The sequence below is a fragment of the Lonepinella sp. MS14436 genome, from assembly GCF_042470565.1.
Taxonomy (GTDB): Bacteria; Pseudomonadota; Gammaproteobacteria; order Enterobacterales; family Pasteurellaceae; genus Lonepinella.
Genome location: NZ_CP170385.1, coordinates 1,562,137 through 1,575,207 on the forward strand (window position 1 = coordinate 1,562,137; position 13,071 = coordinate 1,575,207).

Consider the following 13,071-nt stretch of genomic DNA (forward strand, 5'->3'; position numbering starts at 1 on the left):
GTCTTCTGGGATTAAATTCGGCGAATTTGCCAAAAGACTTTGTTCCAATAAGGGCTATTTAATGAAGAATAAATCACCCCACCTTTAGTTGAGGCATGTAAAAATTTATCATCTTTGACATAAATCCCTACGTGATAACCATTCGGTCCTCGTCCTGTTTTAAAGAATACTAAATCTCCCGTTTGAATTTGCGAACGAGGGACTTGTTTACCATAACGAGATTGTTCAGTTGTGGTTCTTGGGAGCTGGATATTAAAACGATCCTTAAATGTAGTACGGGTAAAACCAGAACAATCCACCCCTGAACGAGTATTACCCCCTAATAAATAAGGAACACCAGCCCATTCACGTTGTTGCTCACTTAATAAGGTGATCACCATTATAGGATCATTTAATTGACCTTGATAATTAATGCCAACATAATCGCCTTTATCAGATGATGAAGAACAGCCCATCAAAAATAATGGTATCAATAACAACAAATAACCCAATCGCTGATAAAAAGTCATCGATCTTCCTTTATAATATCGCATAAAAGCTATTCATCAACCGAATGAATAGCTTTTCAATAATTTCGATTAACCTTTTGGTTTTGCTTTTTCTACTCGAGCTCGTAATTTCTGACCTGGACGGAACACCACAACTCGGCGAGCGGAAACAGGAACACTTTCTCCTGTTTTCGGATTACGACCTGGTCGAGTGGATTTATCACGCAGTTCAAAATTACCAAAACCAGATAATTTTACATCCTCGCCTTTTTCTAAGAAAACTCGAATTTGTTCAAAAAAACCTTCCACAAGCTCTTTCGCTTCTGGTTTGGCTAATCCACATTTTTCAATGAGATTTTCTGCAATTTCAATTTTAGTTAATGTCATAATTAGTCTCTCAAATAAGCATTAAAACGTTGTTTTAATTCGGATAATACAACAGAAATTACCGCATTAATATCTTCTTCTTCCAAAGTTTTTTCAGTGTCTTGAATGATTAAGCTAATTGCTAGGCTTTTATACCCTTCTGGCACACCTTGACCTTGGTAAACATCAAATAAATTTATGCCCGTTAATTTTTCACCAGCCACGGCACGACATACATCCAATACATCACTAGCAGAAACATCATTTCCCACGACTAAAGCTAAATCACGGCGGTTAGCTGGGAATCTGGAAATCTCTTTTGCCACAGCTACCTTACGTTGTGCAATTTTATCCACTAAAATTTCACAAGCAAAAACTTTACCATTCAAACCAATTTTTTGTGCAATATTCGGATGAATTTGCCCAATAAAGCCAATTTCTTCCCCATTCAATACAATTGAAGCAGATTGCCCTGGGTGGAATGCAGCAAAGGCTTTCGCTATAAATTTAACGTCATTTGCAAATGCAGTCAAGGATAAAAGATTTTCAAGATAACCTTTTAAATCAAAGAAATCTGCTTGTTCGGTTTTACCAGCCCAATGTTCATTTAAACGAGTCCCTGTCATTACCGCACTAAACACTCGTTCTTGACGAACCCCAAATTCAGCTTTTTCATCTGGAATAAAACGTAATCCTAACTCAAATAAACGAATTCGATTTTGTTGACGGTTTTGGTTATACAACACTGCACCAAGTAAGCCTGTTAGCAAAGATACACGCATTACCGACATTTCACTTGAAATCGGGTTAGGTAAAATTAACGCAGGTTGATCTGGATGTAACAACTGCTGAATTTTTGGATCGACAAAGCTATAAGTAATGGCTTCATAGAAATCATTGCCAACCAATGCGGTTTTTAAACTGGATACATCAACATCCGCTTCTCGGTGTTCACGCATTTTTAAATGTGCTAACGGCGAATTATTAGGGATTTCGTTATAGCCGTAAATGCGTGCCACTTCTTCCACTAAATCTTCTTCAATTTCAATATCAAAACGCCAACTTGTCGATGTTACCGTCCAAATATCATTGGCAAAACTCACAGCAAAGCCTAGACGTTGGAAAATATCTGTTACAGTTTCGTTATCAATATAATGACCTAATAAGCTATCTAATTTTTCACGATGTAATTGTACTTGTTTCACTTTAGGCAAATATTGCTCACTAGCGACTTCACAAATTTCGCCAGCTTGACCACCACAGATTTCTAATAACAAGGCTGTTGCTCTTTCCATGGCTTTACGTTGTAATTCAAAATCCACACCTCGTTCAAAACGGTGTGAACTGTCAGTATGTAAACCATATTGTCTAGCACGACCAATAATCGCTAATGGATTAAAGAAAGCCGCCTCTAAAATCACATCTTTAGTTTTTTCCGCATCAACACCACTGGCTTGACCACCAAAAATACCAGCCATCGCTAATGGTCCTTTTTGATCTGCAATGACCAACGTATTACTTTGTAATGTTGCTGTTGTGCCATCTAATAGGACTAATTGCTCTCCATCTTTTGCCATACGGACATCAAAAGGTTGCGTCACTTTTTCTGCATCAAAAGCGTGCATAGGCTGTCCAAACTCAAGTAAGATATAGTTTGTAATATCCACAATAGGATCGATAGAACGAATATCACAACGGCGTAACTTTTCTTTCAGCCACATCGGGGTTGCTGCCTTAACATTGACGTTTTTCACCACACGTAATAAATAACGAGGGCAAGCTTCTGGAGCAGAAACTTTAATCTCTACTTTATCACTAATCGTTACTGATACCGTATCAAAGTGCGGTGCTTTTACTGCTTGTTTATTAACTACCCCTAATTCACGAGCAATCCCTGCGATACTTAAACAATCCGCACGATTCGGAGTTAAGCTAATTTCAATAGCTTGATCATTTAATTGTAAATACTCACGTAAATCGGTGCCAATCGGTGCATCACTAGGTAACTCAATAATACCACTATGATCATCTGAAATACCAAGCTCACGAAATGAACATAGCATACCTTCTGATGGCTGCCCTCGTAATTTAGCTTTCTTAATTTTAAAATCACCTGGTAAAACCGCCCCTACTGTCGCACAAGCGACTTTTAATCCTTGACGACAATTTGGCGCACCGCATACGATATCCAATAAAGCCTCACCGCCAACATTGACTTTGGTCACACGTAGTTTGTCCGCATCTGGATGTTGAGTACATTCCACCACTTCACCCACAACCACACCAGAAAATTCTCCAGCAACCGCTTCTACACCGTCCACTTCTAACCCAAGCATGGTTATTTGATCGCATAATTGTTCGGTTGTAATGGCAGGATTAACCCACTCACGAACCCATTGTTCACTAAATTTCATCTATCAATCTCTCTTATCTCAATATTTCAAATGACAATCCTTTGAAAACAATGTCATTGAATTGAACTTCTACATTATATTTACCAATCGGATCTTGCGGAGTAAATTCCCAACATCTTGTTATAAGATTATCTTTAATATCCGCTTTATTCATGTTAGTTACCACCAAAAAGCCTTTTTTATCTTCATCAACTCTTATTTCTGAACCCTTTGAAACTATATTCATTGGTGCTGGTGCTGAAAAATACTCGGCAAACATATTTTGCTCTTGAATTGCTACATCAAAAATACGAATACATAAATTACGAGGTTTTGAACGAGAAAGCTGTGTTCCCTCTAGTAATTTAGGTTGCTTACCAGAAGTGTCCAGCACAAACAAGGCTGCTTGTGGTTGTTTAACTAATGTTTCCGCATTAGCAGCTTGAGCTATTACTGAAACTGAAAATAGTGCCAAAGCTATGACGGCTAATTTTTTCATATTTACTTTCCTAGTATTATTTAAACTGTCTTAAAAAACGAAGATCATTTTCAAAAAATGAACGTAAATCCGTCACGTTGTAGCGTAACATAGTTAAACGCTCAACCCCCATACCAACTGCAAAACCGCTGTATTCATTTGGATCAATACCCACATTACGTAAAACATTTGGATGCACCATACCACAACCTAATACTTCTAACCATTTCCCATTTTGACGCATAATATCTACTTCAATAGAGGGTTCAGTAAATGGGAAATAAGACGGTCGGAAACGCACTTGTAAATCTTCTTCAAAGAACGCACGTAAGAAATCATGTAACAAGCCTTTTAATTCGGTGAAATTAGCTTTTTTATCCACATAAAGCAATTCGATTTGATGAAACATCGGTGTATGTGTCTGATCGTAATCATTACGATAAACACGTCCTGGAGCCATAATGCGAATTGGTGGTTGCATTTTTTCCATGGTACGAATTTGTACGCCTGATGTTTGGGTGCGTAATAATAGTTCTGGATTAAACCAGAAAGTATCATGATCGGCTCGAGCAGGGTGATGTTTTGGAATATTTAAAGCATCAAAGTTATAATAATCACTTTCCACTTCTGGACCACTTTCTACCGAAAAACCTAATTCCGAGAAGAATTTCACTACACGTTCAATAGTAATCGCTACAGGATGTAACCCACCTGTTTCTACTTTACGCCCAGGTAAACTCACATCAATACGTTCTTTTTCTAATTTCGCATTTAATACTGCTTGTTCTAACTGTTCTTTCTTGCTATTTAAACCATCTAAAATAATCTGTTTAGCTTCATTAATTTTCGCACCTACTACTGGGCGTTCTTCCGCTGCTACATCACGTAAACCTTGCATTAACTGGGTAAAATGTCCTTTTTTACCAAAATATTCTACTCGGAAATTTTCTAACGCCTCCAAGCCTTTATCCTGTAATTCATCTAAGGCTTGTCTTGCCTGCTCCGTAATCTCTTTAAGGTTTTGCATACCTACCCTTCTTAAATTTAATGTGTTTTTCAAAAATGCCTTTAATGATAATATTAACTTATTCAAAAATCACGTGATTTTTAATGAATTTGATAATTTTTCTACTAAACAAATAAAAAAGAGAGCAATTTTGCTCTCTTTTGCCATTAATTTAGCAAAAACTAATCTTTTCCTTTTAATAAACGGTTTAGTACAGGTACCAATAACAACAGCAAAACACCTGTAATTAAACCTATTCCACCAATCATTTCATAAAAACTGGTTGGGTCGTTTTCATCAAAACCATTTTTAAAGATAACACCACTCAAGGTGAAGCCAAGAGAATAGGATAAGAATGTCAACGCCACCATAGACGCTTGGAAATTTTTAGGGGCAATTTTCGTAGCTAAAGACAAGGATACTGGACTTAATAATAATTCACTGATAGTAATCAGTAAAATAAAAAAGAAGAACAATAAGAAATTTGAACCTTGATCCGATACCATTAAGGAAAATGCAAAATAAGTTACACCTAATGCCAACATAGAAATGGCAAATTTAAGTGGTGTTTTTGGCTGCTTATCGCCCATTTTGGTCCAAAGGGTTGCTAATAATCCAGCAATCAAAATTACCCACAAACTTTGTAATGAACCCAACCAAGCAACAGGTAGCTCAAAACCGAAAATATTACGGTCAATCGTTTGTTCAAAATACAAAATCATTGCCGTATCAAATTGCGCCCATAGCGACCAGAAAATGCTGATTGTAATAAATAACGGGATAAATGCCACAATATTCCCTTTGTTTTCAACTTTATGGCTCATCAATAACCGAGCAAAATAGCCAATAGTTAAACAAATAATACAAATTAACAAGATTCTCGGGAAATTTTGTAGGGAAAGAAATCCTGAAAAAATAGTGACCATAATAATAGCAACCAGAGCTAACCAAGAAAATCCAGCTTGTTTTTGTTCTTTTTTGTTTAATGGATTAGGTACAGGACTCGGTGGTAAATTTTTACGTCCACGAGAATACATCCATAAACCAAACGCCATTCCGACAGCGGCAGCACCAAAACCATAATGGAAACCATAAGATTTTTGTAAAATACCCGTTAATAACGGACCTAATAATGCACCAATATTAATTGCAATATAAAAAATAGAAAAACCCGCATCACGCATACTGCGAGTATCATCGGTTTCATATAAGGTTCCCAAGGTTGCACTAGCGGTAGTTTTCACGCCCCCACTACCTAACGCAATACAAATCATACCTAAGATCAAGCCTTCTAAGCCTGGTACAAGTGCAAGAATAATATGTCCACACATCACCACAATGCCAGAATAGAACAACATACGTTCCGCACCTAAGATACGATCGGCTACCCAACCGCCAACCAAACAAGAAAGATAAACACTACCACCATAAGCACCAACAATACCGCCCGCAATATTTTTATCTATACCAAGTCCACCTTGGCTATATTCGTAATACAAATAGAGAAATAAAATTGCTTTCATTCCATAAAATGAAAAACGTTCCCATAGCTCTATATGAAAAAGACTCGATAAGGCATAAGGATGTCCAAAGAAAGTTTTTTGTTGCATAATTTATTCCTTCTATACTTGTTATTCTCAATTTTCAATCTACAATATAACAATTTATTAACAAAGTAGAAAATATCAAAAATGAGAGAATGATCACAAAATTTTCACAATTTAATGCTAAAAATAAGAAAACCGACAGCATAATAACTCTCGGTTTATTGATTCAACGCAGATCTACGCTTATCTTACTAATTCCGTTTTCAAATAAGTCAACCGCTCAATATTGGTCATATATTTTGCTAAATTTTGCGTTTCTGGTTTATAAATATAAGGAATTTCACCTAGTAATGGAGCATCAATTTTACTGCTTAATGTATCAATCATTTCCGCATAATGTCCCAAACAAGGATTAATCCGATTGGCAATCCAACCAATTAATGGCACGCCCAAATTTTGTATAGATTGCACCGTCAACAAAGTGTGATTAATACAACCCTCTTTAATTCCCGCCACCAATACCACTGGCATTTGATGAGTCACTACCCAATCGGCGAAACTAAAATGCTTATTAATCGGCGACAACCAACCAAAACAACCCTCAACCACTACTGTTTGATATTTTTGATTTAACTTATCCAAATCTTGATTAATTTTCTCAATTTGAATTTGTTCACTTTGATCAGTAAACAATGGCATAGTATGTCCAAAAGTATAACTATTAATATCCCGATAGCCCACATTTTGCTTAGTGGTATTCATCAAGGTTAATACGTCCGCGTTATCTTCCGTACCATAATCCCCCTCTTGCTCCACGATCCCGACCATTGCATTTTCATCATCTTGCGTGCAAGCAATCGGCTTATACCCCACCACATCAATATCTAATTCTTGTAACGCTTGAATAATGGCTCGAGTTGCCACCGTTTTCCCCACATTGGTATCTGTACCTGTTACAAAAAAACTACTCATAATTTAATCCTTTTCCGATAAAACGGCATCATTGTAAAATATCTTTACCAAAGAATTATTGAGCTAACGCAAGTTTTATGTGGTTTTTATTGGTTTTATTGCCATTTATTGATCCAAAACAAATTTTAATCCCGATTGTCGCTTGCTTTTTTTCTGTACTGCTTGCTGCCAAATCTGCTCGGTGGCAAATAAAGTAAATTCATCTTTCGCTCTAGTAATGGCGGTATAAACCAATTCTTTACTTAGTACGGGATTATTTTTCGTTGGTAACAGTAAAAATGTATGGTTAAATTCTGATCCTTGCGATTTATGCACCGTCATCACATAAGCCGTTTCATATTGCATGGGAAGACGATGACGAGAAACCAATTTATAGTTACCCAGTTTATCGACACTGTCAAAACAGACCAAATTATGCCCCACATAAATGCCAATATCTCCATTGGCTAAATTTACATTACGATCATTTTGGGTAATCATAATCGGCTTGCCAAGATACCAATCTCGTTGCTGTTGGAATTTTACCAAGCCTGCTTTTTGCAGTGCATTGGCAATCGTTTGATTAAGTGATTCCACCCCAAACTCGCCTTGACGTAATGCAGTTAAAAACCGAACTGCATTAAACTTAGCAAATAACATTTGGTAATGTTCATTGTTCAAGTCATCTTTCTTCTGTTGTAAATAAACTAAATAATCTCGATAATTTTGCACCGCACTTTGCACGATTTGATTGATACAATGTGCATTAAAATCTTTTTCATCCGCAAATTGCTGGGGTAGAAATTCCACCAGATGTAATTTTCCTTGCGAAAAATCTTGCTTAAACAACGTCCAACTTTGTTCAACCACAGAATATTGCACAGAATTTACCGCTGTCGCCAACTGTCCAATGCCTGAATGTTCATCAAAACGGCGACTATCTGGCAAATAACATAAACAATTCGCTATGCTTGATAAGCTCGTTTCACTGGCTATTAATGTTTCCCCTGTTACGGCAGTCAAATATTCAGTAAATTCTTTATCATAACAACCGATATTTTTTTGCCGCTGCGGATCAAAATACAAGCCCATAAACTGCCCCAACTCACCTAAAATAGCACCTGCTTCAACGGAAGAAAGCTGATCCTTATCGCCCAATAAAATCAATTTACAATGTGGTGCCAACGCCTCTCGTACTTTATTCATTAGGCTCAAATCAATCATTGACGCTTCATCAATAATCAACACATCATAAGGCAATGGATTTTGGGCGTGATAAACCGTTTTTTCGCTAAACGGTCGTACTCCCAATAGGCTATGTAAAGTCTGAGCCGAACTTGGCATGTTATGCTGTATTGCATCTTCAATTAATAAATGCTGTAAAGATTCGCTGTTTAATTCTTTTTCAATGCTTTCACTTAATCTAGCGGAGGCTTTGCCTGTGGGAGCAGCTAAACCAATTTTTAATTTACCTTGATGTAATTTTTGTAATACTGCCAACAGCCGTGCTACCGTATAGGTTTTACCTGTTCCTGGTCCACCTGAAATTAAACAAAATGATTGCCGTAACGCTACTGCCACCGCCACTTTTTGCCAGTTGGTCGTTGCTGTTGTTTGCTCAAAATAACGATCTAAACAGGCTTTAACTTGTGGTAACGAAAAATCTTGTGGTTTTTGCACCGCAGTTTTAATGTAATCAGCTAAACGATATTCATCTTGCCAAGTGCGGTAAAAATACAAGGCATTATGTTGTAAGACCAAGGGAGCAATTTTCTCTTGTGGGCTAAGGGTAAAAGCAATATGGTCTTGCAACATATTCGCCCATTGATGCAAAGGTAAATTAGCTATTTTCTGATTAATTTCCGCTACGTAATCTATGCCATCATCGGTTTTGATATAACGTAAACCAAAGTAATTATTGGCTAAATCCTTATCTAAAAATAAACAAGTATTGCCCTGTGATAAACTATATTGACAAAGCCCTGCCACCAAAATCGCCAATGCTTGTTGCTGTTCGCTATAACCTAAACCTTGTTGTTTATCAGCAATCAATTTTGCAAAATAATAATCCGCCTGACTAATCCGTTGCTGTTGGCAAAGCGAAAATAATAATTTAAGCATTAAATAAGTTCTCCAAATTGGCAATCAATTCCGCTTCGGGACGATCAAAAAATACCCCTGACTGCGTTTCACCATTCATACCACGCAAGAAAGTATAAATCACTCCACCAAAATGGCTTTCATAGCTATACGCAGGATCTCGCAAGCGTAAATAACGATCTAATGCCAAGGTATAAAGTAAATACTGCAAATCATAATGTTCATTTTGCATGGCTTTAACCAATTCATCTGGTTGATAATTTTGCGGTGATTTCCCCAGCAAATTGGATTTATAATCCACAATATAGTATTTGCCTTGATAGCGAAACACCAAGTCAATAAACCCCCGCAACATACCTTGAATTTGATCGAATTGCCAAGGTTCCTGCCAGTAATGATGATAGGCTTTTAACAAGCTATTAAACTTATTCACATCAAAAGTGCGGTGTAAATTAAAATAGAATTGCATTTCTTTTAAGCAATCTTTAGCTGGTAATTGAGCTAGGTATAGTCCATTTTCTAATAACGGTGTCTGTAAAATATGATTAATCCATTGCGTAAAAGGTTGCTGCCAACTTTCATCTAAACCTAATTGTTGGCAATATTTTGCTATCAGCTCAGGATTGACTGGCTGATTAAAGGTTATTTTTTCCAACAGCGAATGTAACAAGGTTCCGACTTGAGAACCATGGGGAAAATCCACGGGGGAATGTGCGGTCGGATAATCTTGCCAATCTACTAATGAAGTTTGCTTCAACGCTATATTACTTTGCACCAACTGATCGTTATCTTTAGCCACATCAAAAACTCGACTATTTTCTACCGCACTTTCATCTAACATTTGGATTTGCGGTTGCCACCAAGGTTTTTGTTTATTTTGTTGATGATTTTGCATTAAGCTAGTAAAGCTCGATAATGTCCAATCACGTTCAATCTCTTGCTCAAATTCCGATGCTTTTAGTGGTGCTACGGTGGTGTTTTGTGCTTTATTCCGATCTTCTACAACAATATCCGTATTTAAAATAGGCTCAATGGTTAAACTTTCATGCCCCCATTTTTGTTGCAAATCCGTTAATAATGCTTGGCTATCATAAACATTCTGCATTTTTTCATTTAAACCGATCTCACCTTGTGTTAACGCATACCCAATAGCCGTCCATTCACCTTGTAAATGTAGCGGTAAGGTGATATTGACCTGATATTTCGCCCGAGTTAATGCCACATAAAGCAATCGCATTTTTTCTGCCATACTTTCCTGCACGGTTAACGCAGAATATTGATACTGAATATCCCAATATTGCTGTTTATCTCGTTCATCATGATAAGTGCTTATGGCATCGGATTTAAGCGTAGAAAACGCAATAAAAGGCAACCACACTAAACCGTATTCCAACCCTTTGGATTTATGAATGGTAACAATCTTCACCAACTGATTTTCACTTTCTAGCCGTAATTGTTGCTCATCATCACGATCCTGTTTATTTTGAATCTGTAACTCAAACCAACGCAATAAACTGGCTTCGCTTTCTTGGGTTGGGCTGGCTTGTTGTAATAATTCACTCAAATGTAATAAATTGGTAATACGGCGTTCACCATTTTGCATGGCTTTCATTCGCTCTAACATACAAGGCTGATGTTCATCTACTTGTAAAAAGAGTTGGTATAACATTGCCAACACACCATGACGTAACCAACGGCGTTGATAATTTTCAAATCGACTTACCCATTGTTCAAGCAGACTATCTTGTTGTTTAATTTGATTAATTTCCGCCGCAGTAAAAGCAAATAAACTAGTCGCCAAGGCATTTAAAATCGCTTTGGTATTCAATGGATTTAAACAAGCTCGTAAAATATAGGCTAATTCTTTCGCTTCATCGCTATCAAATACATTGCTTTTATCCGACAAATAAACTGAAGCAATCCCCCGTTTGCGTAAACTTTGTTGAATTAACTCGGCTTCTCGCCAACTTTCCACCAACACCGCAATATCATTATCTTGTACGATTTCACGCTGCTCATCTTTGACAAAAACCGCGGTGTTTTTTCCAACACTTTTTAACCATTGATAAATAGAATTTGCACAGGTTTCAGCAAATAGCTGTTGAGTTTCGCCTTTGAGCAATTTATTTTTATCATTTAATTGTTCACCTAAATAAAATACCAAGGGTGCTTGCTTTTTCTCCCCAATCAAAAATTCAGCCTGTTTACTGCCAGCCTTAACGGATTGGAAAGGAATATCTGCATATAGAAAAGAGTTGGCAAAATTAAAAATACCATTTACTGCCTGAATTAACGCTCCACTAGAACGATAATTATTTGCTAAGGTAAAAGATTGCTTGGCTTGTTGACTGGCTCGTAAATAGGTAAAAATATCCGCCCCACGAAATTTATAAATCGCCTGTTTCGGATCACCAATCATAATAAAGCCACAGTTTGGTTGTGCTTGATAAATCTTCTCAAAAATTTGATATTGGCGATTATCGGTATCCTGAAACTCATCAATCATCGCAAATGGATATTGCGAACGAATTCGATGAGCCAATTCATTCCCCTGTTCGGCATATAACGCATCACGCAATAAACGTAATAAATCATCAAAACTCTTTTCTGCGTGATCTAATTTATATGCGATCATTTTTTCATTCAATGCCTGCATATAATGATATAGCACGATATTATGATACAAAGCAAAATCAATGGTATTCACTTCATCAACCAAACGAAACAAAGCATGGGAAATTGGATTATCTCGTTGTTTACCTAAATATTTGCTATTAAATAATTGCTGTGAAAAATAATCCGTTAAGGGTTCAGGCAAAGAAAATTGATAGGGATTCTCCGCCCAAGCATTAATTTTAGCAAAACGACTTGCTACATGATCTTGTCGAAAAGACGTTGATTTTATTCGTCCTTCTTCTTTCGCATCATCAATTAATTGACGAATTTCCACCGCACTTTCTTGCCATTGTTGTTTTAATTGCTGAATTTGCTGTAGTCCATTTTGTACATATTGCTGTAAAAATTCACTTAAATCATGCTCCAGTAACTGCGGTGAATTTATTGCGACTTTTAACGGATCACCACTCAAATATTGACGAATATGATTTAAAACCGCTGACGGAGAACCTAACCAACGGTGAATAAAATCCGTACATTCGTAAGGCAATGAATAAAAATGCTCACGCCAAAATTCATTGGCAAAGCGTTTTAATAATTCCGTTTCATCTTTGACTAATTCCAATTCAAAATGAATCCCTGAATAAAACGCATATTGGGTTAATACTCGGCGACAAAAGCTATGAATAGTATAAATCGCTGCCAAATCCATATTCTGTTCCGCTAAACGCAAACGTTGAACGGCTAAGTCAATATCATCAATATAATCCACTAATTCCGCTAATGGTTGATTATCTGCAAATGCCTTTTTATCTTGTGTTTCCCGATATTGCTCAAGTTGTTTTTTACAAAGATGAATCCGCTGACGAATACGTTCTTTAAGTTCTTGAGTAGATGCTTCAGTAAAAGTAACCACTAGAATTTCTTCTACCGATAAGGGACGAGAAAAATTATTTTCGCCAGCTTGAAGTAATAAACGAATATACAGGCTCGCCATGGTATAGGTTTTGCCTGTCCCTGCGGAGGCTTCTATTAACGTGGTGTGGGTTAAAGGGGTTGAATTGGCGTTAAGTGCGGTAGCTTTTGGCATCGTTTTTTTCCAAAAATAAAGGCTAACTACTGTTAG

Annotated in this window: 9 protein-coding genes; all 9 read right to left on the reverse strand. The window is 36.9% G+C overall.

From position 1 onward, the window contains the following. Positions 1 to 11: 11 nt before the first annotated feature. The 9 genes from O1Q81_RS07580 to recB all read right to left on the reverse strand — a co-directional run bounded on the left by O1Q81_RS07580 (position 12) and on the right by recB (position 13,035). The gene (locus tag O1Q81_RS07580) at positions 12 to 509 is read right to left on the reverse strand and encodes a C40 family peptidase (protein WP_386696883.1); all 498 of its coding nucleotides are present in this window, start codon (positions 507 to 509) and stop codon (positions 12 to 14) included. Between the two features lie 69 nt (positions 510 to 578). Continuing rightward, positions 579 to 875: an integration host factor subunit alpha gene (locus O1Q81_RS07585; RefSeq protein ID WP_386686524.1), complete on the reverse strand. Its 297-nt coding sequence runs from the start codon at positions 873 to 875 to the stop codon at positions 579 to 581. 2 nt (positions 876 to 877) lie between these two features. Continuing rightward, positions 878 to 3,268: a phenylalanine--tRNA ligase subunit beta gene (pheT, locus tag O1Q81_RS07590; RefSeq protein ID WP_386696885.1), complete on the reverse strand. Its 2,391-nt coding sequence runs from the start codon at positions 3,266 to 3,268 to the stop codon at positions 878 to 880. Positions 3,269 to 3,281: 13 nt separating this feature from the next. Beyond that, the gene (locus tag O1Q81_RS07595) at positions 3,282 to 3,746 is read right to left on the reverse strand and encodes a hypothetical protein (protein WP_386696887.1); all 465 of its coding nucleotides are present in this window, start codon (positions 3,744 to 3,746) and stop codon (positions 3,282 to 3,284) included. Between the two features lie 16 nt (positions 3,747 to 3,762). Beyond that, a complete protein-coding gene (gene pheS, locus O1Q81_RS07600) occupies positions 3,763 to 4,752 on the reverse strand; it encodes a phenylalanine--tRNA ligase subunit alpha (RefSeq protein ID WP_386686532.1) in 990 nt (329 codons plus the stop codon). 161 nt (positions 4,753 to 4,913) lie between these two features. Continuing rightward, positions 4,914 to 6,341, reverse strand: a complete 1,428-nt coding sequence (locus O1Q81_RS07605; RefSeq protein ID WP_386696889.1) for a peptide MFS transporter — start codon at positions 6,339 to 6,341, stop codon at positions 4,914 to 4,916. A 180-nt stretch (positions 6,342 to 6,521) separates the two neighbouring features. Further along, entirely contained in the window at positions 6,522 to 7,250 is a 729-nt protein-coding gene (bioD, locus tag O1Q81_RS07610) for a dethiobiotin synthase (protein ID WP_386694138.1), read from the reverse strand. Between the two features lie 105 nt (positions 7,251 to 7,355). Next, the gene (recD, locus tag O1Q81_RS07615) at positions 7,356 to 9,350 is read right to left on the reverse strand and encodes an exodeoxyribonuclease V subunit alpha (RefSeq protein WP_386696891.1); all 1,995 of its coding nucleotides are present in this window, start codon (positions 9,348 to 9,350) and stop codon (positions 7,356 to 7,358) included. Continuing rightward, positions 9,343 to 13,035 carry an exodeoxyribonuclease V subunit beta gene (gene recB, locus O1Q81_RS07620; RefSeq protein WP_386696892.1) on the reverse strand — a complete coding sequence of 1,231 codons (3,693 nt, stop codon included), beginning with the start codon at positions 13,033 to 13,035 and terminating at the stop codon, positions 9,343 to 9,345. The genes recD and recB overlap by 8 nt, the downstream gene beginning before the upstream one ends. Positions 13,036 to 13,071 lie beyond the last annotated feature (36 nt).